Annotated in this window: 29 protein-coding genes and 1 pseudogene; 11 read left to right on the forward strand and 19 right to left on the reverse strand. The window is 60.7% G+C overall.

Going from position 1 to position 25,712, the window contains the following annotated elements; translation table 11 throughout:
• Window positions 1-6: 6 nt before the first annotated feature.
• Window positions 7-903 carry a LysR family transcriptional regulator gene (locus tag L6D74_RS25190; RefSeq protein WP_236190907.1) on the reverse strand — a complete coding sequence of 299 codons (897 nt, stop codon included), beginning with the start codon at window positions 901-903 and terminating at the stop codon, window positions 7-9.
• Window positions 904-1,023: 120 nt separating this feature from the next.
• On the opposite strand from L6D74_RS25190, the gene L6D74_RS25195 reads away from it, so the two are divergent.
• Window positions 1,024-1,779, forward strand: a complete 756-nt coding sequence (locus tag L6D74_RS25195) for an SDR family NAD(P)-dependent oxidoreductase (RefSeq protein ID WP_064598857.1) — start codon at window positions 1,024-1,026, stop codon at window positions 1,777-1,779.
• 58 nt (window positions 1,780-1,837) lie between these two features.
• On the opposite strand, the gene L6D74_RS25200 is transcribed toward L6D74_RS25195, so the two are convergent.
• Window positions 1,838-2,275, reverse strand: coding sequence for a multidrug/biocide efflux PACE transporter (locus L6D74_RS25200; RefSeq protein ID WP_236190908.1), 438 nt, complete (start codon window positions 2,273-2,275; stop codon window positions 1,838-1,840).
• Between the two features lie 88 nt (window positions 2,276-2,363).
• On the opposite strand from L6D74_RS25200, the gene L6D74_RS25205 reads away from it, so the two are divergent.
• Entirely contained in the window at window positions 2,364-3,218 is an 855-nt protein-coding gene (locus L6D74_RS25205) for a LysR family transcriptional regulator (protein ID WP_064598861.1), read from the forward strand.
• A 75-nt stretch (window positions 3,219-3,293) separates the two neighbouring features.
• Here L6D74_RS25205 and L6D74_RS25210 read toward each other — a convergent pair whose 3' ends face one another.
• A complete protein-coding gene (locus tag L6D74_RS25210; RefSeq protein ID WP_236190909.1) occupies window positions 3,294-4,130 on the reverse strand; it encodes a LysR family transcriptional regulator in 837 nt (278 codons plus the stop codon).
• A 111-nt stretch (window positions 4,131-4,241) separates the two neighbouring features.
• Between L6D74_RS25210 and L6D74_RS25215 the strand changes: the two genes are divergently transcribed.
• Window positions 4,242-4,967, forward strand: a complete 726-nt coding sequence (locus tag L6D74_RS25215) for an SDR family oxidoreductase (protein ID WP_236190910.1) — start codon at window positions 4,242-4,244, stop codon at window positions 4,965-4,967.
• 194 nt (window positions 4,968-5,161) lie between these two features.
• Here L6D74_RS25215 and L6D74_RS25220 read toward each other — a convergent pair whose 3' ends face one another.
• From L6D74_RS25220 to L6D74_RS25230, 3 genes are read right to left on the reverse strand one after another with little or no spacing between them, the layout of a single operon-like run.
• Entirely contained in the window at window positions 5,162-6,406 is a 1,245-nt protein-coding gene (locus L6D74_RS25220; RefSeq protein ID WP_236190911.1) for an RNA polymerase sigma factor, read from the reverse strand.
• Window positions 6,399-6,743: a YciI family protein gene (locus L6D74_RS25225; protein WP_236190912.1), complete on the reverse strand. Its 345-nt coding sequence runs from the start codon at window positions 6,741-6,743 to the stop codon at window positions 6,399-6,401. The genes L6D74_RS25220 and L6D74_RS25225 overlap by 8 nt, the downstream gene beginning before the upstream one ends.
• 40 nt (window positions 6,744-6,783) lie before the next feature.
• On the reverse strand, window positions 6,784-7,209 hold the full coding sequence (locus L6D74_RS25230) for a YybH family protein (protein WP_085610764.1): 426 nt from the start codon (window positions 7,207-7,209) through the stop codon (window positions 6,784-6,786).
• 141 nt (window positions 7,210-7,350) lie between these two features.
• On the opposite strand from L6D74_RS25230, the gene L6D74_RS25235 reads away from it, so the two are divergent.
• Window positions 7,351-7,836: a GNAT family N-acetyltransferase gene (locus L6D74_RS25235; protein ID WP_221397967.1), complete on the forward strand. Its 486-nt coding sequence runs from the start codon at window positions 7,351-7,353 to the stop codon at window positions 7,834-7,836.
• A gap of 17 nt (window positions 7,837-7,853) precedes the next feature.
• Window positions 7,854-8,459, forward strand: coding sequence for a pyridoxamine 5'-phosphate oxidase family protein (locus tag L6D74_RS25240; protein ID WP_236190914.1), 606 nt, complete (start codon window positions 7,854-7,856; stop codon window positions 8,457-8,459).
• Between the two features lie 135 nt (window positions 8,460-8,594).
• On the opposite strand, the gene L6D74_RS25250 is transcribed toward L6D74_RS25240, so the two are convergent.
• The 3 genes from L6D74_RS25250 to L6D74_RS25260 form a co-directional block, all read right to left on the reverse strand.
• Window positions 8,595-9,083: a GNAT family N-acetyltransferase gene (locus L6D74_RS25250; RefSeq protein ID WP_236190916.1), complete on the reverse strand. Its 489-nt coding sequence runs from the start codon at window positions 9,081-9,083 to the stop codon at window positions 8,595-8,597.
• Between the two features lie 317 nt (window positions 9,084-9,400).
• A complete protein-coding gene (locus tag L6D74_RS25255) occupies window positions 9,401-9,895 on the reverse strand; it encodes a GyrI-like domain-containing protein (protein WP_085647330.1) in 495 nt (164 codons plus the stop codon).
• A gap of 68 nt (window positions 9,896-9,963) precedes the next feature.
• Complete coding sequence (locus tag L6D74_RS25260; protein ID WP_039766147.1) at window positions 9,964-10,626, reverse strand: LysE family translocator; 663 nt, start codon at window positions 10,624-10,626, stop codon at window positions 9,964-9,966.
• A 140-nt stretch (window positions 10,627-10,766) separates the two neighbouring features.
• On the opposite strand from L6D74_RS25260, the gene alaC reads away from it, so the two are divergent.
• Window positions 10,767-11,978 (forward strand): alanine transaminase, encoded by a 1,212-nt coding sequence (gene alaC / locus L6D74_RS25265; protein ID WP_221397969.1) that lies wholly within the window; start codon window positions 10,767-10,769, stop codon window positions 11,976-11,978.
• Window positions 11,979-12,073: 95 nt separating this feature from the next.
• Here alaC and L6D74_RS25270 read toward each other — a convergent pair whose 3' ends face one another.
• Both L6D74_RS25270 and L6D74_RS25275 read right to left on the reverse strand, forming a co-directional pair.
• On the reverse strand, window positions 12,074-13,426 hold the full coding sequence (locus L6D74_RS25270; RefSeq protein WP_064598879.1) for a GntP family permease: 1,353 nt from the start codon (window positions 13,424-13,426) through the stop codon (window positions 12,074-12,076).
• A gap of 83 nt (window positions 13,427-13,509) precedes the next feature.
• The gene (locus L6D74_RS25275) at window positions 13,510-14,043 is read right to left on the reverse strand and encodes a gluconokinase (RefSeq protein ID WP_064598881.1); all 534 of its coding nucleotides are present in this window, start codon (window positions 14,041-14,043) and stop codon (window positions 13,510-13,512) included.
• A 216-nt stretch (window positions 14,044-14,259) separates the two neighbouring features.
• On the opposite strand from L6D74_RS25275, the gene gntR reads away from it, so the two are divergent.
• Window positions 14,260-15,291 (forward strand): HTH-type transcriptional regulator GntR, encoded by a 1,032-nt coding sequence (gntR, locus tag L6D74_RS25280; protein ID WP_039766142.1) that lies wholly within the window; start codon window positions 14,260-14,262, stop codon window positions 15,289-15,291.
• Between the two features lies 1 nt (window position 15,292).
• On the opposite strand, the gene L6D74_RS25285 is transcribed toward gntR, so the two are convergent.
• Entirely contained in the window at window positions 15,293-16,165 is an 873-nt protein-coding gene (locus L6D74_RS25285) for a LysR family transcriptional regulator (RefSeq protein ID WP_236190917.1), read from the reverse strand.
• A gap of 121 nt (window positions 16,166-16,286) precedes the next feature.
• Between L6D74_RS25285 and L6D74_RS25290 the strand changes: the two genes are divergently transcribed.
• The 3 genes from L6D74_RS25290 (at window position 16,287) to L6D74_RS25300 (ending at window position 18,994) form a co-directional block, all read left to right on the forward strand.
• On the forward strand, window positions 16,287-16,727 hold the full coding sequence (locus L6D74_RS25290) for a PACE efflux transporter (RefSeq protein ID WP_236190919.1): 441 nt from the start codon (window positions 16,287-16,289) through the stop codon (window positions 16,725-16,727).
• A 125-nt stretch (window positions 16,728-16,852) separates the two neighbouring features.
• On the forward strand, window positions 16,853-18,274 hold the full coding sequence (locus L6D74_RS25295; RefSeq protein WP_236190920.1) for an MFS transporter: 1,422 nt from the start codon (window positions 16,853-16,855) through the stop codon (window positions 18,272-18,274).
• Between the two features lie 153 nt (window positions 18,275-18,427).
• On the forward strand, window positions 18,428-18,994 hold the full coding sequence (locus L6D74_RS25300) for a hypothetical protein (RefSeq protein WP_085647327.1): 567 nt from the start codon (window positions 18,428-18,430) through the stop codon (window positions 18,992-18,994).
• A gap of 86 nt (window positions 18,995-19,080) precedes the next feature.
• Here the strand turns inward: L6D74_RS25300 and L6D74_RS30200 are convergent, their stop codons facing one another.
• The 6 genes and pseudogenes from L6D74_RS30200 to L6D74_RS25325 form a co-directional block, all read right to left on the reverse strand.
• On the reverse strand, window positions 19,081-19,620 hold the full coding sequence (locus L6D74_RS30200; protein ID WP_371320920.1) for a methyl-accepting chemotaxis protein: 540 nt from the start codon (window positions 19,618-19,620) through the stop codon (window positions 19,081-19,083).
• Between the two features lie 9 nt (window positions 19,621-19,629).
• Window positions 19,630-20,400 (reverse strand): annotated as a pseudogene (locus tag L6D74_RS30205) (PAS domain-containing protein); the annotation flags it as partial.
• A gap of 590 nt (window positions 20,401-20,990) precedes the next feature.
• The gene (locus tag L6D74_RS25310; protein ID WP_236190922.1) at window positions 20,991-22,004 is read right to left on the reverse strand and encodes an ABC transporter substrate-binding protein; all 1,014 of its coding nucleotides are present in this window, start codon (window positions 22,002-22,004) and stop codon (window positions 20,991-20,993) included.
• Window positions 22,001-22,546, reverse strand: coding sequence for a sigma-70 family RNA polymerase sigma factor (locus tag L6D74_RS25315; protein ID WP_085610775.1), 546 nt, complete (start codon window positions 22,544-22,546; stop codon window positions 22,001-22,003). The genes L6D74_RS25310 and L6D74_RS25315 overlap by 4 nt, the downstream gene beginning before the upstream one ends.
• A gap of 127 nt (window positions 22,547-22,673) precedes the next feature.
• A complete protein-coding gene (locus tag L6D74_RS25320; protein ID WP_236190923.1) occupies window positions 22,674-23,465 on the reverse strand; it encodes a phosphate/phosphite/phosphonate ABC transporter substrate-binding protein in 792 nt (263 codons plus the stop codon).
• 7 nt (window positions 23,466-23,472) lie between these two features.
• Window positions 23,473-24,414, reverse strand: a complete 942-nt coding sequence (locus tag L6D74_RS25325) for a fatty acid desaturase (protein WP_236190924.1) — start codon at window positions 24,412-24,414, stop codon at window positions 23,473-23,475.
• A 336-nt stretch (window positions 24,415-24,750) separates the two neighbouring features.
• On the opposite strand from L6D74_RS25325, the gene L6D74_RS25330 reads away from it, so the two are divergent.
• On the forward strand, window positions 24,751-25,170 hold the full coding sequence (locus L6D74_RS25330; protein ID WP_085647322.1) for a GNAT family N-acetyltransferase: 420 nt from the start codon (window positions 24,751-24,753) through the stop codon (window positions 25,168-25,170).
• Here L6D74_RS25330 and def read toward each other — a convergent pair whose 3' ends face one another.
• On the reverse strand, window positions 25,171-25,710 hold the full coding sequence (def, locus tag L6D74_RS25335; RefSeq protein ID WP_064598909.1) for a peptide deformylase: 540 nt from the start codon (window positions 25,708-25,710) through the stop codon (window positions 25,171-25,173).
• Window positions 25,711-25,712 lie beyond the last annotated feature (2 nt).

Genomic DNA, 25,712 nt, shown 5'->3' on the forward strand with positions numbered 1-25,712 from the left:
CATGAATCAAAGCGTCGAGCGAATCAAATCCCCCAGCCAGTCCATGAACACCCGCACCCGCAACGGCAGATGACGCTGCCGCGCGTACAACAGTGATATGCCCATCGCCGGCGCGGTGTATTGCGGCAGCACGGTGACGATCTCGCCGCTGTCCAGATAGGTGTTCATCCCGGTGCGCGGCACCTGGATCAGACCAAACCCGCCCAGGCACGCCGACTCGTAGGCGTCGGTGCTGTTGACCGTCACACTGCCGGCCATCGGCACCCGGTGGACCTGTCCGTCCTGCTCGTAGACAAACCCTTCTGAACGCGAACCCAGCACACCGACGTAGTGGACCAGTCGATGCTGCGCCAGATCTTCAATGGTCTGCGGCACGCCGTAGCGCTCCAGGTACGCGGGGCTGGCGCAGTTGATCATGCTGAAATCCCCCAGGTGCCGCGCCACCACCGATTGATCGGGCTGCGCGCCGATGCGCAGCACGCAATCGAAACCTTCGGCGAGCAGGTCGACCCGGCGATCGGTGCTGCTGATTTCCAGTTCCAGGTTCGGATGACGGGCCATGAATTCCGGCAACTTCGGCATGATCAGCCGCCGCGCCAGAATGTTCGGCATGTCAATCCGGATCCGCCCGGTCAGCGACGCTTCGTCCTGACGGAACAGGTTTTCGATTTCGTCCATGTGCGACAGCAGATCCTTGCTCCGCTCATACAGCGCGAGGCCGTCCTGAGTCGCCTGGACCTTGCGCGTGGTGCGTTGCAGCAGGCGCGTGCCGAGCAGGCTTTCCAGCGCCTGCACCTGCTCGGATACCGTTGAGCGCGGCAGCCCCAGACTCTCCCCCGCCATCGTGAAACTCGACAATTCGCTGACCCGGACGAAGGTGCGCAGCAGTTCCAGTTTGTTCATGGGCCACCCATTGATTGTTCGGACAGTTCGACCAGTGATTCCGGTTTCAGTCTGTTTATCACCTCATGGCGGATAAATAAACTGTGCCCCATCAACCGTCACCGCCATCGAGGAAGACCCATGAACCGCAAAATCGCATTGATCACCGGTGCCAGCCGTGGCCTCGGCAAGAACGCCGCCCTGCACCTCGCCGCGCAAGGCGTAGACATCATCGGCACCTACAACAGCCGCGCCGATGAAGCCCAGGCGCTGGTGCAGGAACTGCAAACACTCGGCGCCAAAGCCGTGATGCTGCAACTGGATGTCGGCCGCAGCGAAGGCTTTGCCGATTTCGCTGTGCGAGTCGAGCAGGCGCTGCAACAGCTCGAGCGTCCGCGCTTCGATTTCCTGATCAACAACGCCGGAATTGGCGTGCATGCGTCGTTCGCCGACACCACGCCGGAGCAGTTCGACCTGCTGATGAACGTGCAGTTGAAAGGGCCGTTCTTCCTGACTCAGCAACTGCTGCCGCTGATCAACGATGGCGGGCGGATCATCAACATCTCCAGCGGTCTGGCGCGCTTCACCCTGCCGGGTTACGCGGCTTACGCGGCGATGAAAGGCGCGATGGAAGTGCTGACCCGTTATCAGGCCAAGGAATTGGGGGCGCGGCAGATCGCCGTGAATATCCTGGCACCGGGTGCCATCGAAACCGATTTCGGCGGCGGCGCGGTGCGCGACAATTCGGCGCTGAATGCAATGGTCGCCAGCAACACCGCCCTGGGCCGTGCCGGGCAGCCGGATGACATCGGCGGTGCGCTGGCGCTGTTGCTGTCGCCGGGGGCACAGTGGATCAACGGTCAGCGGATTGAAGCGTCGGGCGGGATGTTTCTCTAAACCCTGCAAAAAACCCGGACAAAAAATCGCAGCCCTCACAGGCTGCGATTTTTTTGTTTCAGCTCTGGCAAGCGCTGCGCATCACCAGTCGCTCGCGCACCACGTCATAACCCCAGTGGTAGATGTAGGTGTACGGCAGGAAGAACAGCAGCACGCCGATGTCGAGCAGGAACGCCTGCCACAGGCTGACCGACAGCCACCAGGCAATCAGCGGCACGCCCATCACGATCAACCCGCCCTCGAACAGCAGCGCGTGCGCCACTCGCACCCAGGCATTGTGGGCGATGTTCCAGCGCTTGAGCAGGCGGTCGAAGAAGCCGTTGAACACCACGTTCCAGCCCAGGGCCAGCAACGCGATTGCGATGGTGACGGCGCCCATTTCGACCAGCGGTTTACCCATGATCCACGCCAGCAACGGGGTACAGATCAGGATCGCCAACAGTTCGAAACCGATGGCCTGGAAGATACGCTCAGTGATGGATTTGTTGGCAGTCATGGCCGAAGTCCTCTGTGAAGATGGTTGCCATGATCCAGCACCACACCGATACTTCATAACCAATAACCATCGATCAAGGCGATAGTTCATGGCGTCTCAGGAAGTGTTGCTCGCGTTTGTCCAGGCGGCGACTCAAGGCTCGTTTTCCGCGGCAGCGCGCAAACTCGGGCGCAGTCAGTCGACCGTGAGTGCGGCGGTGGCCAGTCTTGAGATTGATCTGGATCTGGTGCTGTTCGACCGCAGCAGCCGCAAGCCGACCCTGACCCCGGCCGGGCACGTGATGCTGCAACGGGCCGAGGCGATTCTGTCGGCCACCAGCCGAATGGAAATGACCGCCCGGCAATTGGCCCAGGGCGTCGAGCCGAAACTGACGGTGGCGATTTCCGACACTTATCAGTCCGACCGTTTCGAAGCGGCACTGGTGGGGTTCGAGCAGCGTTATCCGGATCTGGAGCTGGAATGCCTGATCGCCGAGTGCGATGACCTGGTCGAACTGGTGCAGCGCGGTCGAGCGCATCTGGCGTTCGCCGAGATGCAGGACAACTACCCACCGGATCTGGCGAGCGCGACCGTCGCCGAGCGTACGGAAATCGCTTTGTTCGTGGGACGTGGTCATCCGTTGGCGACGCACGATTCCATCGATCAAACGGTCCTTGAACAGCATCGCGAGCTGCGCCTGGCCACCATCGTCAATCCCTATGACAGTCGCGGCAAAGGCCGGGTGTGGTCGGCACCGAGTTATCTGATGCTGCTGGAAATGGCCGAGAAAGGCTTCGGCTGGGCCCCGCTGCCGCGCTGGCTGGTGGAGCGTTTCGGCAATGACTTGCTGGTTGAACTGAAGGTACGCGGCTGGCCGAAACCGGTGTTCGTCGATGCGCTGTGGTCGAGGCTGTACCCGCCGGGGCCGGCGGGGAGCTGGTTGCTGAGCAAGATGCTGGAATAGCGGTGCCCTCAATCGCTAGCAGGCTAGCTCCCACACTGGATCTGTGGGAGCCAGCCTGCTGGCGATGGCGGCCGCTCAGGCCGCTGCAATACCGACCGGGCGGTTCACCTGAAAATACTCGTGCAACCCGCGCATCATCGGCAGCTCCAGCGCTTGCGCCGCGTAGCACAATCCCACCCGTCGGGTCGGCGCCGGCAGGTGCAGCGCACGCACGACAATGCGTTTATGCCCGCTCACCAGCGACTGCGGCAACATCGCCACGCCGACACCCGCCGCCACCATGTGCAACGCCTGTTGCAGTGAACCGGCATGCCCCGCCACCGCTTCCGGCGAGCGTCCGTACAGCGCCATCAACCGTTGATGCGAAGGATGTTGCGGACAGGTGATCCAGTCTTCGATCGGCGCCCAGCCTGCCTGCGCGTTGGCCATCGGATGGTCGAGAGGCAGCGCCATCACATACGACTCTTCCCACAGCGGCAGGAACAGTTCGTCCTCGCAGCACATGTCCTCGACCGCCAATCGACCATCGCCGTGACAGCCCTCTTCCAGGGTCAGCAGCAGATTGGGCAATGCCTGATGGGCCATCCGCACGAAGGCTTCGATGTGGCTGGCGGCGATGTCGCCCTCGATGCCGAGGGTCAGCGGCGCACGGTTTTCGCGGCCGCGAAACATCCGGCTCAGCGCTTCGGACTCGGCCACCATCCGGCGTGCCTGCGGGTACAGCAGTCGCGCTTCGTCGCTGACGTCCACACCACGGGGCTGACGCACGAACAGCGTCGCGCCGAGTTCTTCTTCCAGCTGTTTGATGGTCACCGACAACGTGGGCTGGCTGATGAACAGCCGTTGCGCGGCAGCGGTGATGTTGCGTTCTTCGAACACCGCGAGGAAGGCTTTGAGATGGCGGAGATCCATAGGAGATTCCGATAGCAGACAGAGGAATAAGGCATTTTTCAGCCTCCAGCGGGCTAAATATACTGCGTCACGAATCTGGTTATTTGTTTTTCTTATCTCAGGAGTTCAACCATGAGCAAGCCCTTGATCATCATCACCGGCGCCAGCTCGGGCATCGGCGAAGCCACCGCCCGCCGCTTGAGCGCGGCCGGCCATCCACTGTTGTTGCTGGCCCGGCGCATCGAACGCCTTGAAGCTCTGGCACTGCCGAACACCCTCAGCCGCCGCGTCGACATCACCGACCGCGGCGCTTTGCTGGAAGCTGTGGCCGAAGCGGAAGCGCAATTCGGGCCGGCCGATGCGCTGATCAACAACGCCGGGGTGATGCTGCTGGGCGAGATGAGCAAGCAGGATCCGGCGCAGTGGGACCAGATGCTCGACGTCAACGTGAAGGGTCTGCTCAACGGCGTGCACGCGGTGGTGGCCGGGATGATCGAGCGCAAGCATGGCACCATCATCAACGTCAGCTCGGTGGCCGGGCGCAAGACCTTCCCCAACCATGTGGCCTATGTCGGGACCAAGTTTGCGGTGCATGGGCTGTCGGAGAATCTGCGTGAAGAGCTGTCGCCGCATAACGTGCGGGTGACCACGATTGCGCCGGGTGCGGTAGAGACCGAGTTGCTGAGCCACACCACGGATGAGGCGATCAAGACCGGGTATCAGGCCTGGAAGCAGGACATGGGCGGCACGGTGCTGAGCGCCGAGGATGTGGCGACGGCGATTGCTTATGCGTATGGGCAGCCGCAGGGGGTTTGTATTCGCGAGATTGTGATGGCTGCGACTCGGCAGCAGGCCTAAAAGCGAAAGGCGAAAGGCAAAATCAAAAGCGCCCTCACCCTAACCCTCTCCCGGAGGGAGAGGGTTAGGGTGAGGTGTCTTACGTCATACATCGACCTGAAAGATCTGGTCGATTATGGATTCACAGCGAACCGTTCAGGTCGGCGTATATCCCCAATATCCCCGGATCGGTCCCCTCTACCTCTGGGAGAGGGCTAGGGTGAGGGCAAGCGATCCAAAGCCGAAAGCCGCCCCTCGATAAACCGCCGCTCCGGCTCTTGCCGGGTCAATTCCAAGGCTCGCCGGTAAGCCGCCCGCGCCTCTTCAACCCGCCCCAACTGCCGGCAAAACTCCGCCCGCGCCGAATGCGCCAAGTGGTAATCCTGCAACTCCCCACGCCCCAGAATCCCTTCAATCAGCGTCAATCCCGCCAGCGCCCCGTCACGCTTAGCCACCGCCACCGCCCGGTTCAACTCGATCACCGGCGACGGCACCGCCCTCAGCAACACGTCATACAGCCCGACGATCTGTTCCCAGTCGGTCTCCCCCGCCGTCGGCGCTTCGGCATGCACCGCCGCAATCGCTGCCTGCAGGCAGTACGGCCCGAAGCGTCCCGTGGTCAGCGCCTTTTCCACCAGATCACAGCCTTCGGCGATCAGCTCGGCATTCCACAATCCGCGATCCTGATCATCCAGCAGAATCAGTTCTCCATCCGGCGTCGACCGCGCCGAGCGCCGCGATTCATGCAGCAGCATCAACGCCAGCAGTCCCATGACTTCCGGGTCCGGCAACAACTCCAGCAGCAACCGCCCGAGGCGGATCGCCTCACGGGTCAGGTCTTCGCGGGTCACCTGGGCGCCACCGGATGCCGAGTAGCCTTCGTTGAACACCAGATAAATCACCCGCAACACGCTGTCGAGGCGTTCGGGCAATTCACTCAGGCTCGGTACTTGATAAGGGATTTTCGCGTCGCGAATCTTCGCCTTGGCCCGCACGATGCGCTGGGCAATCGCCGCCGGGGCCGAGAGGAATGCCCGGGCGATTTCCTCGGTGGTGAGGTCGCAGACTTCACGCAAGGTCAGCGGCACTTGCGCGTCCGCCGCCAGCGCCGGGTGGCAGCAGGTGAAGATCAGGCGCAGGCGATCGTCTTCCACGTCCTCAGCGTCCCATTCGGACTGTTCCAGTTCTTCCAGTTGCGCCAGCAACAACGGCTGCGAGGCCTTGAACCGTGCGCGCCGGCGCAACACGTCGATGGCCTTGAAGCGCCCGGTGGATACCAGCCAGGTCCGCGGATTGTCCGGAACGCCGTCACGCTGCCAGCGTTCGACCGCGACGAAGAACGCCTCGTGCAAGGCTTCTTCGGCGAGGTCGAAATCGCCGAGCAGGCGGATCAGGGTCGCGAGGATCCGCCGCGAGTCTTCGCGATAGACCTGCTCGACCCGCGCCCTGACTTCAGACATTCAACTGGCGCACGGGACGCACTTCGACGCTGCCGACCCGGGCCGCCGGAATGTTGCCGGCGACCTGGATCGCTTCGTTGAGGTCACGCGCGTCGATCAGGTAGAAGCCGGCCAACTGCTCCTTGGTCTCGGCGAACGGACCGTCGGTGATCGACAGCTTGCCGTTGCGCATGCGCACCGTGGTGGCGGTCTGCACCGACTCCAGCGCTTCGGCGGCGACCAGTCGGCCGCTGCCCTGGATCGTCTCGGCGTAGGCCCAGCATTCGGCGTCCTCCGGGCTGTCGGGTGACGAATGCAGCAGGCGCTCATCGCTGTAGACCAGGCATAAATACTTCATGGCGTTCTCCTGAATCGGACGAATCAACTATGGCTGAAGATCAGGGTTTCGCATCGAACAGGGTCGAGCCGGTCATCGGATCGAACGGCGCCGACCAGTGCTCGTGGGCAATTTTCCAGGCACCGCCGACCAGCCGATAACAGGCGGTGGCGCGCATCCAGCAACTCTGGGTTTCGCCCTGTTCATTGGTGCCGCCGCAGTTGGCAACCCAGTGGGCGAAGGCGATGTTGTCGCCTGTTTCGATCGCGATTTCGTGGAACTCGAAGATGTGCGGGCCGGGGCACATTTCCATGCAATCCACCCAGTGCGCGCGGTAGGCCGGTTTGCCCTTGAATTGCAGGGCCTTGATCGCATCGAACGAGAGGATGTCGTCGGCGTACAGCGCCATGACTTTCTCGACGTCCTTGGTCATGACGGCTTCGCGGTAGGTGTTGATCAGGGTCTGGATATCGCTTTGTGCGCTCATGGTGCTCTCCGTGGTTTTTGTTGTGAAGACACCCTTAGTCGTTCGGCGATTTGCCGGATCGACAGCTGAAACAAAAAAAATCCAGCGAACGCAAAGTCGCTAGAATCCGAGGCTCATCTTTGTAGGAAAAAGGAAATTCCCTTGTCAGCCAAACTCGTGCCGTACGAGAGCCTTAACGCCTTGCAGCGTCAGCAGGTCGAAGCGATTGAAATCCACGCCGAGCAGATCAAGTTCTCCGGCGACATCCACGGCGCCCTGCACACGCTGCTGTCGAAACCCGGCCCTGGCGTGAAGGGTTTTGCCCTGCTAGCCGAAGATAAGCCAGTGGCGTTCCTGCTGCTCAAGCGCCCGCCGGTTCTGCCGGAATGGGCCGATGAACACAGCGCCACCCTGCATGCGTTGCAGGTCGATCACCGCGCACAGGGCAAGGGTTACGGCAAGGCCTGTCTGCTGGCGCTGCCGGAAGTTGCGCGCCAGACCTGGCCGGAAATCAAAGGGCTGGAGCTGTCAGTGGACGCCGACAACGACGCTGCGATTGCGCTGTACGCCAAGTACGGTTTTGTCGACAGCGGCGAAGCGTACAAGGGCCGCATCGGTTACGAGCGGCGCATGGGGTTGTTCTTCTAATCGTCGAGGGAGCAACGATGATCGATTCAATCGAAGCGCTGGAAGCCATCTACGGCTTGCCCCACGAACGGGCGGTGCGCAAACAGATCGGGTTTCTCAACGAGGACTATCAGGCGATGGTCCGGGTTTCGCCGTTGGTGATTGTCAGCTCGGTGGGTGCCGACGGCATCGACGGTTCCCCGCGCGGCGATGCGCCGGGGTTTGTGCGGATCATTGACGAGCGCACCCTCGCCCTGCCGGATCGCCCGGGCAACAACCGCATCGATACCTTGCGCAACGTGTTGCACGATCCACGGGTGTCGCTGCTGTTCATCATTCCGGGGATTGGCGAAACGTTGCGGGTCAACGGTACGGCGACCATCAGCGCTGATCCGCAGTTGCTGGATAGCTTCGCTGTGAACGGCAAACCGGCGCGTACGGTGTTGCTGGTGAGGGTGGAGGCGGCGTTCTTTCATTGCTCCAAGGCATTCGTGCGTTCGGATGCGTGGAACCCTGAAACCCACTTGCCGCGCTCGGCGCTGCCGACGGCGGGCGCGTTTCACAAGCGTCTGAATGATGGGCAGTTTGATGCCGAGGCTTACGACCGCGAGGCCCCGAAGCGAGTGCTCGACACGCTGTACTGACCAAAACTTGCAAACACCATTTTCCCTTGTGGGAGCGGGCTTGCTCGCGAAGGCGGTGGGTCAGTCAAACTAAATATCGACTGACACGACGCCTTCGCGAGCAAGCCCGCTCCCACAGGGGATTTGCAGTGTTCTTCAGAGAGTCAGGATCATCTCGTGCCACGCCATTCCACCGTGGGCGGATTCGGACGGTTTGATGTAGGCAAAACCGAATCCGGCGTACAGCGGTATATGCCGTTCCTTGCACATCAGGTGAATCGTCGCCTTGCCCTGCTCGCGCATGCGCTCGATGAATTCACCCAGCAGACGCTTGGCCAGGCCCAGGCCCTGATAATCCGGGTGCACCACCACCGACATGATCACCACGTTCGGCCCCGCCGGGTCGTGGCCGATCAACTCCTTGAACGCCTCGTCGGACATCTGCACGTCAAACGCCGCGCCGGAGTTGATGAACCCGGCTACCTGCCCATCCACCTCGGCGACGATAAAACCGTCCGGCCAGGTGGCGATGCGCGTGGCGATCTTTTCGCGGGTCGCGGCTTCGTCGCCCTCATAGGCGAGGGTTTCGATGGCGTAGCAGCGATCCAGGTCGGCGGCGATGACGTGGCGGATGACGGTGTTCATGGCGGCTCGAAATCAGTGGAAACAAGGTCGCCAAGGATAAAGGAATAAGGTGTTCATATCGATCCGCGCAGGGGGCGTAAAGCCTGCGTATAAGCGCTTTTCTTCGGATTCGGGACGGTCTATTTCTGGTGCCTGTCTCTGATCACCCGAGGGGGGAACCGTTTATGAGCAGCGTGGAAATCGGTTTGTTTATGGTGTTGGGCATCAGCTTCTTCGGCTTCATTACCCTGGGCATCGACCTGTTGCGGGCACGACGGATCAAGGGCAAGTAAGCCTCGACCGGCAGCGCGAAGCGGGTTCGCGCTGCCGGTTGCCGATCAGGTTTTCTTTTCCACCGGGACGCAGATTTCCAGCTTGCCGGTATTGAGCTTCGGATTGAAATCGGCGCTGTAGCGTTCCAGCTCGGGGGCGTTGAGCCCTTTGTATTCGGATGCCGGCAGCCAGGTTTTGTAGATGTAATCAATGGTCTGCGGCAACTGATCCAGCGAACCCTTGTGTTCGAACACCGCGTACTGGCGTGGCAGGATTTCGATCCACGGATACTTTTCCTGCGGAAACTCATCGAGCTTGCTGATCTCGACCCCGGCCATGTAATCGAAACCGCCGTTGCCGTCGAAATTGCTGCAGACACCGTAGGTCACTTCGCCCTTCTGCCCCGGAATATGTCCGATGTGCGGGATCAGTTTTTCCCACAGCGCAGGGATGTCCTGAACGGTCTCTTTGGTGAAGCGATCGCGAAAACCTGCAATCAGCAGGAAGTGTCCATGTTCGAAGCGAGGTTCAGCCACTTCGACGCGTTTTTGCTCATCCATGACTCGACTCCTTGAACGAAAAAAGTGGGTTCGGCTGGGAGTATAGAAGCCAAACCCGATTCGCACATTTACAGCGTATGCAGGGCCTCGGCGGCCCCGGAGCCCACAAACTCGTTATAACCGGATACGATCACGTAGACCGCGAAATAGCAGAAGATCGCGGCAGATGCCATGTACGAATAGCGCAGCAGTTTGTCGCCCAGCAACTTGCCGCCATGGCTCGCGGCGAAACACAGTCCCGCTGACCACAGCAGCCCGGCGCACAGGAAACCACCGAGAAACAGCGCAGAGCTGAGTGGACCGCCGCCACCGGAACGGGCGATCAACGTACCGCCCACCGCCGCAAACCAGAGGATGGCGCTCGGCGACGACATGGCGAGAAAAATCCCACGAAAGAACTCCTTGCGATGGGAGTTCTGGCCGACCTCGGCGGTCGCCGCCAATTGCGCCTCGTGGTGGATCGCCGAATAGATCATCTTCGCCGCGAAGTAGATCAACAGCGCCGAACCGCCGATCCACAGCACCCAGCGCACGGTTTCGTATTGCAACAGAACGGTCATCCCGGCCAGTGCCAGCACCGCGTAAATCAGGTCGCCGACGCAGGTGCCGAGGCCCAGCGCGAAGCCTTGAAAATAGCCGCGCTGCATCGCCAGCGTGATCATCGCGATGTTGGCCACGCCGATATCCAGACACAGCGAAAGGCTCAGCAAGAAGCCGCTGGTAAATTCCATCAACCGGTTTTCCTTGAGAAAAATTTGTTTACAAAGGCTCTGGACAGTATGCCATCGCTGACCTTATCGTCCGCCACAGGTCACCGCAGTGACCAGCGTCGCTCGGACGGTTCCGGGCGCTTACGTTATCCGAGGCAACAATGGCTGAACAAGGTTCGCCGCGCCGCTTTGCGCGCATTGATCGACTCCCCCCTTACGTTTTCAACATCACCGCCGAGCTGAAGATGGCCGCCCGACGTCGTGGCGAAGACATCATCGACTTGAGCATGGGCAACCCCGACGGCGCCACGCCGCCGCACATCGTTGAAAAACTGGTGCAGGTTGCGCAACGCGAAGACACCCACGGTTACTCCACGTCCAAGGGCATTCCGCGCCTGCGCCGGGCGATTTCCAACTGGTACAAGGAGCGCTACGCGGTCGATATCGACCCGGAAAGCGAAGCCATCGTCACCATCGGTTCCAAGGAAGGCCTGGCGCACCTGATGCTGGCGACCCTCGACCAGGGCGACACCGTGCTGGTGCCAAATCCGAGCTACCCGATTCACATCTACGGTGCCGTGATTGCCGGCGCCCAGGTGCGGTCGGTGCCGCTGGTGCCGGGCGTGGACTTCTTCGCCGAGCTGGAGCGGGCGATTCGCGGTTCGATCCCGAAACCGAAGATGATGATCCTCGGCTTCCCGTCGAACCCGACCGCGCAGTGCGTGGAGCTGGACTTCTTCGAACGGGTGATCGCCCTCGCCAAACAGTACGACGTGCTGGTGGTGCACGACCTGGCCTACGCCGACATCGTCTACGACGGCTGGAAAGCCCCGTCGATCATGCAGGTGCCGGGCGCCAAGGACATTGCGGTGGAGTTTTTCACCCTGTCCAAGAGCTACAACATGGCGGGCTGGCGCATCGGTTTCATGGTCGGCAACCCGGAACTGGTCAGCGCCCTGGCGCGGATCAAGAGCTACCACGACTACGGCACCTTCACCCCGCTGCAGGTGGCCGCGATTGCTGCGCTGGAAGGCGATCAGCAATGCGTGCGCGATATCGCCGAGCAATATCGCCAGCGCCGCAACGTGCTGGTCAAAGGCCTGCATGAACTGGGCTGGATGGTCGAGAACCCGAAAGCTTCGATGTACGTCTGGGCGAAGATTCCCGACGCCTACGCGCACCTCGGTTCGCTGGAGTTCGCCAAGAAGCTGCTGGCCGAGGCCAAGGTCTGCGTCTCGCCGGGTGTCGGTTTTGGTGAGTACGGCGACGATCACGTGCGCTTCGCCCTGATCGAAAACCAGGACCGGATTCGCCAGGCGGTACGCGGGATTCGCGGGATGTTCCGGGCGGATGGTCTGGTGACCAAATCCTGAGGTGATGATCGTTCCCACGCTCTGCTTGGGAACGATCAATCCACCAAACACAAAAAAACCGCATCGCTGCGGTTTTTTTGTGTCTTGCGTTCGGGTTAAACGAACAGCGACAACAACAGAATAAAGCCCAGACCCACCACGGACAGGATGGTTTCCATCGCTGTCCAGGTCTTGAAGGTCTCGGCCACGGTCATGTTGAAGTACTGCTTCACCAGCCAGAAACCGGCGTCGTTGACGTGGGACAGAATCAGCGAGCCGGCACCGGTGGCCAGCACCAGCAGCTCACGGTTCACGCCCGGAATCATCCCCACCACCGGCACCACAATGCCCGCGCCCGTGATGGTCGCCACGGTGGCCGAACCGGTCGCGATGCGGATCACCGCGGCCACCAGCCACGCCAGCAGGATCGGCGAGATCTGCGCGCTGACCGCCATGTGGCCGATCACGTCGCCCACGCCGCTGGTCACCAGCATCTGCTTGAATCCGCCGCCGGCACCGATGATCAGGATGATCGCGGCAGTCGGCGCCAGGCTCGCGTCGAGCCATTTGAGCATCTGCTGAGAACCGATGCCCTGCTTGTAGCCGAAGGTGTACAGCGACAGCAGCAATGCCAGCAGCAGCGCCGAGATCGGGTGACCGATCATGTCCATCCAGGTGCGGAAGAAATGACCGTCCGGCAGCGCCACGTCAGCGAAGGTTTTCAGCAGCATCAGGAACACCGGCAGCAGCACGGTGACCAGGGTGATGCTGAAGCTCGGCAGATTGGCCGAATCGTTTTCACGGGCCAGTTGATCGACCAGTTCCTGGTTCGGATGACCCGGAATGTGCTTGGCGATGAACGTACCGAAGATCGGACCGGCGATGATGGCGGTCGGCAGTGCGACGATCAGACCGTAAAGAATGGTCTTGCCGATGTCGGCACCGAACACGCCGATGGCCAGCAGCGGGCCCGGGTGCGGCGGCACCAGACCGTGCACGGCGGACAGGCCGGCGAGCAGCGGGATACCGATCTTGATGATCGACACACCGGTGCGGCGAGCCACGATGAACACCAGCGGAATCAGCAGCACGAAGCCGATTTCGAAGAACAGCGGAATGCCCACCAGGAACGCGGCGAACATCATCGCCCACTGAACCTTGTCCTTGCCGAAGGCGCGGATCAGGGTCTGGGCGATCTGATCGGCACCGCCGGATTCGGCCATCATCTTGCCGAGCATCGTACCCAGCGCGAGGATGATGCCGACGAAACCGAGCACGCCACCAAAGCCGTCCTGGAACGCCTTGATGATGGTGCCGATCGGCATGCCGGAGGTCAGGCCGAGGAACGCGGCGGCGATGGTCAGGGCAATGAAGGGGTGAATCTTGAATTTGGTGATCAGGACGATGAGTCCGATCACCGTAACCACTGCATCGAGCAGCAGGTAGGCGTCATGGGACATGCCAAACATGAGGGGGTGTCTCCTGGTTTGTTGTTGTTATTAAAGCGGGTTAATCAGAAGTCGCATGGACAGCGCTATCTTCGCAATCACACTCATACCGCCTGTTTCAGGCCATGGGCCTGCCACCAGACGTGGGCTTGCGATGCGAGCTCTTCAACGCTGTGGATCGAAGCATTCAGGGCCAGGGTCAACGGCTCGCCCTTGGGCGATTCGAGGGTGGCGAACTGGCTTTCGATCAAGGTGGCCGGCATGAAGTGGCCCGGACGGTGGGACACACGTTCGGCGGCGACTTCAGGCGTCAATTCGAGGAACACGAAACCCAGGCCCGGCAAGGCGCTGCGCAGCACTTCGCGATAACTGTGTTTGAGGGCCGAGCAGGTCAGCACCGGGCGTTCGCCCAGGGCGTCCACGCGGCGCAGTTCGTCGCACAGGCTGTCGAGCCAGCCGGCACGGTCTTCGTCGTTCAGGGGGATCCCCGCGCTCATCTTTTCGATGTTCGCGGCCGGATGGAAAGTATCGCCTTCAATGGCAGTGGCGCCGCTCAATTGGCACAGGGCCTCGCTGACGCACGTCTTGCCGCAACCGGCAACGCCCATGATGACCAGGGCGGTGATGGGATGATTCATGTAACACCTCAGCGCGCAGACAGCGCTACCTTTGCTAGCTATGACTCTAGTGCACAGGCAGAAGTTGCCGACGCCTTCTTGTCGTTTTTTTGGGTTGCAGCAGGTTTTGTCCGTACGCCAAAAAGCGAGGATCAGGCAGGACCTCGCTTACGCATTTGCAGCTGCATAAGGACAGCGCTACCTTAGTGCCTTGATTTTTGTTTGGCAAGCTGCCCGATGACCACCCCTAAAAACGATAAAAACACCCGCACCACCGGCCGTCCCACCCTTAATGAAGTCGCCCGTCTGGCCGGCGTCAGCCCGATTACCGCTTCCCGCGCCCTGCGTGGGGTCAGCACGGTTGCCACCGAACTGGTGGAAAAAGTGCAGAAAGCCGCGCTGGAACTCAACTATGTGGTCAACCCCGCCGCCCGCGCCCTGGCCTCGGCCCAGAGCCATTCGGTGGTGGTTCTGGTGCCTTCGCTGTCCAACCTTTTATTCATCGACACCCTGGAAGCCATTCATCGGGTACTGACGCCCAAAGGCTTCGAAGTGCTGATCGGCAACTTCCACTATTCGCGCGATGAAGAAGAAAACCTGCTGCGCAACTACATGGCCTATCAGCCACGCGGTTTGCTGCTGACCGGTTTCGACCGCACCGAAAGTTCGCGGCGGATGATCGAGGCCAGCAACATTCCCTGCGTGTACATGATGGAACTGGACAGCGCCGCCGGGGTGAACTGCGTCGGCTTCTCGCAGCTCAGCGCCGGCGAAACGGCTGCCGAACATTTGCTGTCCCGTGGCCGCAAGCGCCTGGCGTACATCGGTGCGCAGCTCGATCAGCGCACCCTGCTGCGCGGTGAAGGCTTTCGCAAAGCGCTACAGAAGGCCGGTCGCTACGATCCGGATCTGGAAGTGCTGACCCCGCGTTCATCGTCCGTGGGCCTGGGTGGCGAGTTGTTCCTGCAATTGCTGGCGGCGCATCCGGATGTCGATGCGATCTTCTTCGGCAATGACGACCTGGCTCAGGGCGCCTTGCTCGAAGCGCTGCGCAACGGGATCAGGATCCCCGAACAAGTGGCGATCCTCGGCTTCAACGACCTGCCGATGTCGGAACACATGGTGCCGCGCCTGAGCAGCATCAACACGCCCCGAGAAGCGATCGGCAAGCGTGCAGCGGAACAGATGCTGACGCTGATGGCCGGCAACAGCGTGGCGCGGCCGGTGGAGGACATGGGCTTCGAACTCAAAATCCGCGAGAGCACCTGACTCAACCGCCCAGCAACTTCACCAGAGCCAGCGCACCCTTCTGCAGCGGCTGGCTCTTGAGCCATACCGCATGCACCGGCAGCACCAGGCCGTTTTCGATGTTGCGGAAATTCAGCCGTTTCAGCCGTCCGCTATCAAGCCAGGGCTGCACCAACGACAGCGGAAAATTGCCCCAGCCCAACCCTGCCTCGACCATCTCCAGCGCCGTTTCCAGGTTGTCGGTGCGCCAGTGGGATTCGGCCACCAGCGGCCGGGTTTCGCTGATCGGCAAATCACGACTGCCGACGACGATCTGCCGCACATGCACCAGATCCTCGAGAAACAGATCCTGTCCCTGCAACAGCGGGCTATCCGCCGCCAGCGTGGCGATCATCCGTTCGCTACCGACAAACTGAAACCGTTCCAGCACATTCACGCTCAACCCGGCGAACGCCAGGCACACGCTGACCCGGCCACTGTGAAGCATTGCCAGCACATCATCCTGCGGCGCAGTCAGCACTTCGATGTCGAGCAGCGGATGACGCTCGCTGAGGTCCTTGATCGCCGTCAGCAACCGTCGGCGATCAATATCCGCCGCCACGCCGATCGACAACTTGCTCTCCAGCCCCAGCGACAACTGCACTGCATGTACCTGCAATTGCTTGAGCTGATCGGCGATCAGCCGCGCATGGGGTACCAGCGACAGCGCCATCGCAGTGGGCTGCGGTTCGCGATGGCTGCGATCAAACAGCGAGTAACCGAGTTCGGCCTCCAGATTGCCGATGGCCATACTCACCGCCGACGGGACTTTGCCCAATGCCCTGGCCGCGGCGGAAAACGAGCCGCGCTCGATTACGGCAAGAAACAGCTCGATGCTTTCACTGTTGAAATTCACGTCTCACACCTGTCAATAAAACTGAAAGCTACTGACTTTTTCTGTCACCTCTATTGAAGCTATCTTTCGTCGCCTTCGCCAGTCCCACTGGCCACAAGTCGCAAGAAAGAGGCAATTCCCCATGCAAGGCGTCAAACGCAAACTGGTCTATGTGTCGCTCTATGAAGTGATCGGCATGACCTTCTCGGCCCTTGGCCTGGCCCTGTTGTCCGGCACTTCGCCCGGCAGCACCGGCCCGCTGGCGGTGATCATCACCACCATCGCCGTGACCTGGAACTTCATCTACACCTCGCTGTTCGAGCGATGGGAAAGCCGTCAGGTGTCGCGCACCCGCACGGTGAAACGGCGCATCGCCCACGCCGTCGGCTTCCAGCTGACGCTGATCGTGTTCCTGATTCCGCTGATCGCCTGGTGGATGAACATCAGTCTGGTGCAGGCCTTTTTGCTGGATCTGGCGCTGATCGTGTTCATCCCTTGCTACACCTTCGCGTTCAACTGGCTGTTCGATAAGGTGTTCGGCCTTCCGGCCTCGGCATTGCCGAATCCGCAGCCCGCGACATAAATCGTTAATTGGTAAGCGGATATTGCAAGAAATCGGCGGTTTTACTGCGCCAACCGCCGATATAAACAATCCTTGATTTCCGATAGCAGGCTAAGCTTTTCCATCAATAAAAAATGGATCAGCCCATGACTGCAAACGCCCCCGCCGCGCAATGCGACGGCATCGACCCGATACGCGCCGCCGAGATCTCCGCCCGCATCGACCGCCTCCCGGCAGTCGCCACCCTCTGGCGGCTGGTGGCGCTGCTGTCGATCGGTGGTTTTTTCGAACTCTACGACCTGTTCCAGACCGCCTACATCAGCCCCGGCCTGATCCGCGATGGCATCTTCGCCACCGGCAATCAGGGCGTGTTCGGTTTCTCCGATCAGGCTGCGTTCGCCTCAGCGACGTTCCTCGGTTTGTTTCTCGGCGCCAGTCTGCTGAGCCCGATGGCCGATCGGTTCGGTCGGCGGGCGATCTTCACCTTCGCGCTGGTCTGGTACACCGTGGCCACGGTACTGATGGGCGTGCAGAGTTCGGCGTTGGGGATCATCTGCATGCGTTTTCTGGTGGGCATCGGCCTCGGCATCGAACTGGTGACCATCGACGCCTACCTCTCGGAACTGGTGCCCAAGCGCATGCGCAGTTCGGCGTTTGCCTTCGCATTTTTCGTGCAGTTCCTGTCGGTGCCGGCAGTGGCGTTGATGTCCTGGTGGCTGGTGCCGCAAGCGCCGTTCGGGGTGTCCGGCTGGCGTTGGGTGGTGTTGGCGAGCGCGGTGTTTGCACTGTTCATCTGGTGGCTGCGCAAACGTCTGCCGGAGTCGCCGCGCTGGCTGGCGCAGCATGGCCGCTTCGATGAGGCGAACCGGATTCTCGATAACATTGAGTCGCGCTGCGAGAAGGATCACCGCAAGCCACTGGATGCACCGGAAGCGGTAACCGTCGATGTCGAAGGCAAGGGCCGTTTCGCCGATATCTGGCAACCACCCTATCGCCGCCGCGCGTTGATGCTGATCGTCTTTCACATTTTCCAGGCCATCGGTTTCTTCGGCTTCGGCAACTGGCTGCCGGCGTTGCTTTCCGGTCAGGGCGTCAGCGTCACTCACAGCTTGATGTACGCGTTCATCATCACCCTCGCCTACCCCCTCGGCCCGCTGCTGTTCGTCAAATTCGCCAACCGTTTCGAGAACAAGTGGCAGATCGTCGGCTCGGCCCTCGGCGCCATGACCTTCGGCACCCTGTTCGCGTTGCAGACCAGCGCCTTCGGCCTGATCTTTTGCGGCGTGATGATTACCTTCTGCAACGCCTGGCTGAGCTTCAGTTATCACTCCTATCAGAGCGAGCTGTTCCCCACCAACATCCGCGCCCGGGCGGTGGGCTTCTGCTATTCGTTCAGTCGCTTGTCGACGGTATTCAGCAGCCTGTTGATCGGTCTGTTCCTCGACCACTTCGGCACACCGGGCGTGTTGGCGTTCATCGTCGCCAGCATGCTGATCGTGATGCTGACCATCGGCTATTTCGGCCCCCGCACCCGAAACCTGGCGCTGGAAAACATTGCCCATCGCTGACGGACAACGGTCATCCTCTGCCGCCCACCGGCAAGGGATGACCGCTTTACCTGTTCACGAAAAACCACAAGCCATTGATAAATATGAATTTATTCAACAGGCACGGTAATTGCTGCCTAGGGCTGACAGTCATTACCTACAGGTTCATTCATCATGTTGGTCAGTGCAAAACAACAACAAATCATTCATCTACCCAAGCAGCTGAATGACGATGCAACCGCCACCGCCGCAGCCGGACTGCAAGGCGGCCTGCACGGCGCGATGCTGCAAACCCTGCAAAACCAGGCCCAGGCGCAAACCGCCGAAGCCACCGCCAAGGTGCAGGAATCGGCCACGCAACTGGCGACCCAGCAAGTCAGCGAAGCCACGCGCATCAGCGACAACGTCGACGAGGCGTTCGCCAAGACCCGTGTCGCTCTGCAAACCTCCGATTCTTCGCAGACCAAATCCACGGGCTCATCGGCTATGGATGAGTTCAAGGACTACATGAGCAAAACGCCGGAACAGCGTCTGCGCGACAGTATCCTCCAGGAAATGGGCCTGACCGAGGACGACATCAAAGCCATGCCGCCGGAGAAACAACTGGCCATCGGCAAAGAAATCGCCGAGCGACTGCAGGACAAGATGAAGCTGGCCGAAGCCGAGAAGCAGAACAAGCAAGACGCCAACTCGGCGAAGATCAGCGACGAGTCGGCTGACAAGTTCCTCGCTTCGCTCTGACTGCTGCCGGTTGAATCGGATTAAACACTGACACCTGTGGGAGCGGGCTTGCCCGCTCCCACAGGTTTTTCGGATGTTGCGATCAGTCAGTTCAACTGCAACGTCTCATTGAACTGACTGATCGCATCCACCACATGCCGCGAACCCTGTTGAATCTCGCGGATCGCATCCCCCGCCTCGTTCGCCAGTTCCACCCCGAGCCCGGTGCGGCTCAGGCTCGACTGCATACTCGACACCGCGCTTAACGACAGCTCATGGTTTTTGCGCACCACATCGACGATCTCCAGGGTCGCCTGACTGGTCCGCGCCGCGAGGCTGCGCACCTCGTCCGCCACCACGGCAAAACCCCGCCCGTGCTCACCCGCCCGCGCCGCTTCAATGGCGGCGTTGAGCGCCAGCAGGTTGGTCTGATCGGCAATGCCGCGAATGGTCTGAACGATGGTGCCGATGATGTCCGACTGTTTGCTGACCGCATCGATGCTCAGCGCCGCCTCGTTGAGGTCGCGGGAAATGTCCTGAATGATCTGCACCGTTTGCTGCACGACCTGTGAGCCTTTTTGCGCACAGGCGTCGTTTTGTACCGAGGTGCTGTGGGCCGATTCCGCAGCAGTCTGCAAGGTAGTCATCTGGTGGGTGATGTCGCTGGCGAACTTCACCACTTTGTACAACCGCCCCTTGGCGTCGAACAGCGGGTTGTAAGAAGCTTCGAGGTAAACGGTCTGCCCGGACTTGTTCTTGCGCTCGAAGCGGTGCGAGTGATATTCGCCGCGATTGAGCGAAGCCCAGAACGCCTTGTATTGCGCGGATTCTGCTTCGACCCGGTGACAGAACAGGCTGTGGTGATGGCCGACGATTTCGTTGAGCGAGTACTGCATGGTCTTGAGGAAGTTGTCGTTGGCCGTGATCACATTGCCTTCCGGGGTGAACTCGATCACCGCCATAGAGCGACCGATCGCCGCCAGCATGCTCTCTTCTTCTTTTTCCTTGTTCACGCGCGCGGTGATGTCCGCCGCCACTTTGATCACACTGCGGACTTGTTTGTCCGGGCCATACACCGGCATGTAACTGGCTTCGAGCCAGATCTCCCGCCCACTCTTGTTCAAGCGCAGGAAAGTGCCGCTGATGGGTTCGCCACGGGCCAGGTCACGCCACAACCTGGCGTATTCCTCGCTGCGATAGAACGCTTCTTCACAAAAGATCCGGTGGTGTTTGCCGCACACTTCCTCGGCGCTGTAGCCCATGGTCTTGCAGAAGTTCTCATTGGCATCCAGAACGATGCCCTCGGGGGTGAATTCGATCATTGCCATCGAACGGCTGATCGCCGCCAGCTTGGCGTTGGCTTCGGTCAGGGCACAGCTGAAACGTTCGATTTCCTGCAGATCAGCCTTGTGATGTAGGTTGAACATGTCTCTATCACCTTCCGCGCGTTCTTTTGATTTGATGAAAGTTCAGGTCTTTCAGAATCCACCACTACGTTCCACAGAACAGGCACACGCCTTCCTCCACGGGAGGAAGTTGTCAGGTGATAAACGATGATTAATCAAAGAGTCCATGCAGCGACGCTCTAATCAAGACATCCTTTTCTTGATAGCCCGCAGGCGGGCCATTCCTAACATGCAAAAGAACTTCCATTTAAAAAACAGCTCCTTGTCGGTCAAGTGTCGGTGCCTTGGATTGCGCACTCTGGCAGCTTTGTTCACGGCTAACCGATTGCCGTCGGAGCGCTTTGAATGGCGGTCGACATAGTTAGTTATGAATGAGCATAGACAGCGCAAGGCCTTGCGCAAGGCCACTAGTCGGCCAGTAATGCGGGAGTTCGGACAGGAAGCGGACGAGAAACGGTTCAGCGCGAAAACGTTTTTGCCGGTCGGACGCCATCGCGGGCAAGCCGCGCTCCCACAGGTACCACGCTGGCTTTAACATTGCGCACAACCCTGTGGGAGCGGGCTTGCCCGCGATGGCGTCGGTGCAGCACTACAGAAATATCAGAAAAGAACTACAGACTCCCACTCACCTTGTTCGCCACATCATCCGGCACCCAAGGCTTCCACACTTGCGGTTGATCGCGCAGGAACGCTTCGGCGACCTGGCGTGGCTGCTGGCGCTTCTCGCTCATCCCGGCCAGGGTCTGGTTCAACAGATCGATCGGCAAGTCGACCTTTTCAAAGAACGTCACCAGCTCCGGATACTGCGCCTTGAACGGCGCCGACACGCCAATCGCCAGGCTCGCCGGCATCGAGCGGGTGCCTCTCGGATTGGGGTTGGTGGCATCGGCCAGGGTTTTCCAGGCTTCGGCGTCGAACGGTGGCTCTTCCAGCTTCACCAGTTTGAAGCGACCGAGCAGCGGCGTCGGCGACCAGTAGTAGAACAGCACCGGTTTGCCCCGCTTGATCGACGACGCCACCTCGGCATCCAGCGCCGCGCCGGAGCCGGTGCGGAAGTTGACGTAACTGTCGTTCAACGCATACGACTTGAGTTTCTGGCTGTTGACGATTTCAGAGGTCCAGCCGGTCGGGCTGTTGAGGAAGCGCCCGCGGCTCGGGTCTTCCGGGTCCTTGAACACATCCTTGTAGCGCGGCAGATCGGCCACGGATTTCAGTTCCGGCGCCAGCGGTTTGATCCCGCGCTCCGGGTCGCCCTTGATCACGTATTCCGGCACCCACCAGCCTTCGGTGGCGCCCTTCACCGTGTCGCCGAGGCCGAACACCTTGCCCTCGGCGGCAGCCTTGACCCACGCGGGACTACGCCCTGCCCACTCTTCGCCGATCACCTGAATGTCGTTTTTCGCCAGCGCCGCCTCCAGGCTGACGGTGCTGCCCGGCAGGGTGTCGGTCGGGTAGCCGTAGCCTTTCTCGACGATCAGGCGCAGCACTTCGGTGATGAAACTGCCGCTTTCCCAGGTGATGTCACCGAAGTGGATCGGCGCGGTTTTTTCCGCTGCCACGGCGTGGCCGGCGGTCAGGGTCAGGGCCAGCAGCGAACTGCCGAGCAGGGTTTTGAGCGATCTCATGCGGACCTCTTGTTCTGGGAGGAAATCAGGGTTTGGTTGGCGCTGTGGCGGTTGCACAAGGCCTGGGAGCGGGTCATGTACAGGCTCACCGAACGCTGGGAGATACCCAGTTCGGCGGCGATTTGCGGGTAGGTCAGGCCGTCGATTCGCGCCAGCAGGAAGGTCGAACGCACCTTGCCCGGCAGGCGCTGGAGCGTCCGGTCCAGGTGCTTGAGGCTCTGCGACAGGTCGGCGAGTTCTTCGGGAGACGGCGGGTGATCGAAGTCACCCTGATGAAGCTGATGCAAATGCCGACGCTCCAGATCACGCCGCCGCCAGCGCTCGTACAGCAGGCGTTGGGCGATGGTGGTGAGCAAGGCGCGGGGTTCACGGATGGCGGTCAGGCCCGGCGCTTCGAGCAGTTGCGCGAAGGTTTCGGCGGCGATGTCTTCGGCGGTGGCCGCATCATTCGATTGCCGACGCAGACGTGTGCACAACCACTGGTAATGGTCGCCAAACAACGTGTGCACATGATTGCGATGGGATGAGTCGGCGCCGGACATGGGGGCTCCTTGGTCAAGGGTCGCTGAATGTCCGGTCGTCCGGTGGCGCGATCCTAGCAAGGCGCCTTATGCGTTAAAAATACTTAAAAAGAATTTTTATATTCCATTAGTGAATTACAAGAGACTGCTAGCGCAAGCGGCCATAACCCAGTTCTTCGGCCTCGCGCTGATAATCCAGCAGGACGAGGTAATCACTTTCACTGGCGGGCAGGACTTCGGGCAAACCGAGGATGCGGGCCACATCGGGCAGATCTTGAAGGCTGCGATTCATCGCCCGGCGCAGGTGTTCGATCTGCTCGTCCGTCGTGCTGGCTGCGGTGATGAAGGGCAAGGTCGGGCTGAACGCACTGCGTGCCACCACCCGCAAGCCGCTGACCTCTGCGGCGGCGTATTGCGCCAGATACGCAAAGGTCACGCTGTCGATGGCCGCCAGATCGGCGCGGTCTTCGCGCAACCAGCGCAGGCTTTCGCGATGCCCGCCACTGATGCCCACAGAGGCGAAAAACTGACCGTCCCGATGCAGCGGCGCCAAACGCTGACGCAACAGGTTCATGCCGCTGTTGGAGTCCTCGCTGTTGATCACCCCGCGACTGTCGAAGAACTCCGCCAGATTGCGGCGCGGATCATCGGCACGGGTGAGGATCAGGCTGCAATGATTGCCGGCAGTGGCGTCAGGCAATTCGTAACGCGGACGACCGACAATCTTTACCTGCCCACGCAGCGCGGTCATCAGCGGATAGCCGCAGGTCTGGGTCAGCAACAAATCAGGCGAGCGCCAAAGTTCAAGCAACGACAAGCCGTCGGCATCGAGCCGCGAACGGCCCAGGTGTTCGAGAATCCGCGCCAGCCACTGCTCGTTCGCCGCGCGAATCGGCTCGGGTGCGATGTACATCAACAGTTCTGCGTAACCTGACGTCATGCTGGCCTCAAATAAAAGGATGCTGCGGGCTGTCGATCGGCTTGATGCCGTGCCGGCGCCACAATTGCCCATATCCTTGCACCAGAAAACCGCCACTGCGCGCCACCCACTGTTCCCGGCGCATGCGGTAGGCCTCGGGCAAGTCGTACCACGAAAGCTTCGGCAAGTCGTGATGCACCAGATGGAAATTCAGGTTCAGGAACAGCCAGCGCCACGGCCATCCGGCTTCGTTGAGCACCGTGCGCTGCTCCGGTTGCGTGTGCGGTCGGTGTTCATAGTAGGAGCGAACCATCGCGATCGACAGCGCCGGCACACTGATCAAAAACAGGTAATGCCAGACCGGCAACACGCTGTAGCGGGCGATGAAAAAAAGCATCAGCACGGTCAGGGCGCCGTGGGTCAACCACATCAGCCAGGCCTGGCGCTCGCCGCTTTTCAGACGTTGCAGTTCTTCACCGGCCAGCGCCAGCAACGCCAGCGGCGCGCCAAGAATGAATCGGCCCAATACGGTTTTGTTCAGCCAGTGCAGGCTGCGTTCGAACAACGAACGGCCCTGCCAGCGTTCGGCGCTCAGGTAACGGCTTTCGGGATCGACGCCGGGAATCGTCAGGTCTTCGTCGCGATGGTGCTGCAAATGACTGTCGCGATACAGCGTGTAGGGATACCACACCGCAAACGGCGCATAGCCGAGGATTTTGTTGACGAAGGTCCAGCGCGTCGGATGACCGTGAAGCAATTCGTGCTGCACCGACAGCCACAGCACCAGTAACGGAATCAGCAGCAGCGTGCTCCACCAGACGCCGAGCCATTCGCTGCCCAGCACAATCGCGAACCAGCCACCATATATGCCAATCAGCAGCAGCCAGGTCGGCCACTCGGTGCGGGCGGTGAAGCGCTGGCGCAGGGTTTCGATCTGTAGGCGATGGGCATCGTCGAAATAGTGGGGCATGGCGTGGCTCGGAACGAGGGTCTGATCGTTCTGTGCAACACCAACGGGAAATCTTGCAGATTATTTTTGCGGGCTGTTTTCAAGGCAAGACAGGAGCCCGGATCCGGGCTCCCGAACGGCGTGATCAATGGCCAAAGATGTCGACTTTTTTCGCCCTCTTCTCGTGGCGTTTTTCGATGGCGGTCTTGGCCGGTTTCTTCTTCGCGGCTTTTTTCGAATCCATACCTTTGGACATGATGCGTACTCCACTCAGAGGGGATGTGAGATCAGGTATACACCTATCCCGGCGGGCACGTTGTTTTATAATCCGCGGCTTTTGCACCGGCAGTCCGATTCATGACCGACATCCGTTACAGCCAGCTCGATGACCTGTCCTGGCCCCTGATGAACAAGTTCTACCGCCAGCATCAATCGTCGATGAAAGCCGTGCGCGAGGCGCAATTGTGGGTGGCGCGGCGGGAGGAAATCGTGGCGGCGCTGTGCCTGCGGCCGGTGTTCGGCGGACATTGGTTGACCGGGTTGTTCGTCGATCCGGCCTGCCGTGAGCAAGGCATTGCCGCGCAGCTGATTGCCGAAGCGGTGAAGGGTGTGGATATGCCGGTGTGGCTGTTCTGCCACCCGGACTTGCGCGGATTCTACGAGCGGCGCGGCTTCACTTTCGATCCTGCCCTGCCCCAGGCCATGGCCGAGCGCTTGAGTCGTTATGCGCGGAGCAAGCCGATGATTGCCATGGAACTGGCACCGCGCGCGGGCTAGTCAGTCGTCAGCGTTGGGATCGAGATCCGGAAACATCACTTCGGTAAAACCGAACTTGCTGAAATCGGTAATGCGCGACGGGTACAGGCGCCCGATCAGGTGATCGCATTCATGCTGTACCACCCGCGCATGGAACCCTGAGGCCACCCGCGAGATCGGCTCACCCTTGGGGTCGACGCCTTCGTAACGGATCCGCTGGTATCGATCCACCGCGCCCCGCAGGCCCGGCACCGACAGGCAGCCTTCGAAGCCCTCTTCCATCAGCGGACTGAGCGGCGTGATCAGCGGGTTGATCAGGATCGTCTGCGGCACTGCTTCGGCGTCCGGATAACGCTCGCTGTGCTCGAAACCGAAGATCACCAGTTGCAGATCGACACCGATCTGCGGCGCGGCGAGACCGACGCCGCCGACGCTTTCCATGGTCTGGAACATGTCGTCGATCAATTGCCACAGCTCGGGACTGTCGAGCATTTCGGCGGGCACCGGCGGCGCGATGCGCAGCAGGCGTTCGTCGCCCATCTTCAGGATTTCACGGATCATGA

Origin of the sequence: Pseudomonas pharyngis, from assembly GCF_021602345.1 — a bacterium.
Lineage (GTDB): Bacteria > Pseudomonadota > Gammaproteobacteria > Pseudomonadales > Pseudomonadaceae > Aquipseudomonas > Aquipseudomonas pharyngis.

Bases quoted from the DNA above. Each gene is read 5' to 3' on its own strand.
- L6D74_RS25275 (WP_064598881.1), bottom strand. From the start codon at position 14,043: ATGAATCATCCCATCACCGCCCTGGTCATCATGGGCGTTGCCGGTTGC.
- L6D74_RS25260 (WP_039766147.1), bottom strand. From the start codon at position 10,626: ATGGAATTTACCAGCGGCTTCTTGCTGAGCCTTTCGCTGTGTCTGGAT.
- L6D74_RS25200 (WP_236190908.1), bottom strand. From the start codon at position 2,275: ATGACTGCCAACAAATCCATCACTGAGCGTATCTTCCAGGCCATCGGT.
- L6D74_RS25220 (WP_236190911.1), bottom strand. From the start codon at position 6,406: ATGTCTGAAGTCAGGGCGCGGGTCGAGCAGGTCTATCGCGAAGACTCG.
- L6D74_RS25210 (WP_236190909.1), bottom strand. From the start codon at position 4,130: ATGGATCTCCGCCATCTCAAAGCCTTCCTCGCGGTGTTCGAAGAACGC.
- L6D74_RS25295 (WP_236190920.1), top strand. From the start codon at position 16,853: ATGACTGCAAACGCCCCCGCCGCGCAATGCGACGGCATCGACCCGATA.
- L6D74_RS25330 (WP_085647322.1), top strand. From the start codon at position 24,751: ATGACCGACATCCGTTACAGCCAGCTCGATGACCTGTCCTGGCCCCTG.
- L6D74_RS25230 (WP_085610764.1), bottom strand. From the start codon at position 7,209: ATGAGCGCACAAAGCGATATCCAGACCCTGATCAACACCTACCGCGAA.
- L6D74_RS25225 (WP_236190912.1), bottom strand. From the start codon at position 6,743: ATGAAGTATTTATGCCTGGTCTACAGCGATGAGCGCCTGCTGCATTCG.
- L6D74_RS25190 (WP_236190907.1), bottom strand. From the start codon at position 903: ATGAACAAACTGGAACTGCTGCGCACCTTCGTCCGGGTCAGCGAATTG.
- L6D74_RS25240 (WP_236190914.1), top strand. From the start codon at position 7,854: ATGATCGATTCAATCGAAGCGCTGGAAGCCATCTACGGCTTGCCCCAC.
- L6D74_RS25310 (WP_236190922.1), bottom strand. From the start codon at position 22,004: ATGAGATCGCTCAAAACCCTGCTCGGCAGTTCGCTGCTGGCCCTGACC.
- L6D74_RS25325 (WP_236190924.1), bottom strand. From the start codon at position 24,414: ATGCCCCACTATTTCGACGATGCCCATCGCCTACAGATCGAAACCCTG.
- L6D74_RS30200 (WP_371320920.1), bottom strand. From the start codon at position 19,620: ATGACTACCTTGCAGACTGCTGCGGAATCGGCCCACAGCACCTCGGTA.
- L6D74_RS25255 (WP_085647330.1), bottom strand. From the start codon at position 9,895: ATGGATGAGCAAAAACGCGTCGAAGTGGCTGAACCTCGCTTCGAACAT.
- def (WP_064598909.1), bottom strand. From the start codon at position 25,710: ATGATCCGTGAAATCCTGAAGATGGGCGACGAACGCCTGCTGCGCATC.
- L6D74_RS25315 (WP_085610775.1), bottom strand. From the start codon at position 22,546: ATGTCCGGCGCCGACTCATCCCATCGCAATCATGTGCACACGTTGTTT.
- L6D74_RS25215 (WP_236190910.1), top strand. From the start codon at position 4,242: ATGAGCAAGCCCTTGATCATCATCACCGGCGCCAGCTCGGGCATCGGC.
- L6D74_RS25250 (WP_236190916.1), bottom strand. From the start codon at position 9,083: ATGAACACCGTCATCCGCCACGTCATCGCCGCCGACCTGGATCGCTGC.
- L6D74_RS25270 (WP_064598879.1), bottom strand. From the start codon at position 13,426: ATGTTTGGCATGTCCCATGACGCCTACCTGCTGCTCGATGCAGTGGTT.
- gntR (WP_039766142.1), top strand. From the start codon at position 14,260: ATGACCACCCCTAAAAACGATAAAAACACCCGCACCACCGGCCGTCCC.
- L6D74_RS25195 (WP_064598857.1), top strand. From the start codon at position 1,024: ATGAACCGCAAAATCGCATTGATCACCGGTGCCAGCCGTGGCCTCGGC.
- L6D74_RS25320 (WP_236190923.1), bottom strand. From the start codon at position 23,465: ATGACGTCAGGTTACGCAGAACTGTTGATGTACATCGCACCCGAGCCG.
- L6D74_RS25300 (WP_085647327.1), top strand. From the start codon at position 18,428: ATGTTGGTCAGTGCAAAACAACAACAAATCATTCATCTACCCAAGCAG.
- L6D74_RS25205 (WP_064598861.1), top strand. From the start codon at position 2,364: ATGGCGTCTCAGGAAGTGTTGCTCGCGTTTGTCCAGGCGGCGACTCAA.
- L6D74_RS25290 (WP_236190919.1), top strand. From the start codon at position 16,287: ATGCAAGGCGTCAAACGCAAACTGGTCTATGTGTCGCTCTATGAAGTG.
- alaC (WP_221397969.1), top strand. From the start codon at position 10,767: ATGGCTGAACAAGGTTCGCCGCGCCGCTTTGCGCGCATTGATCGACTC.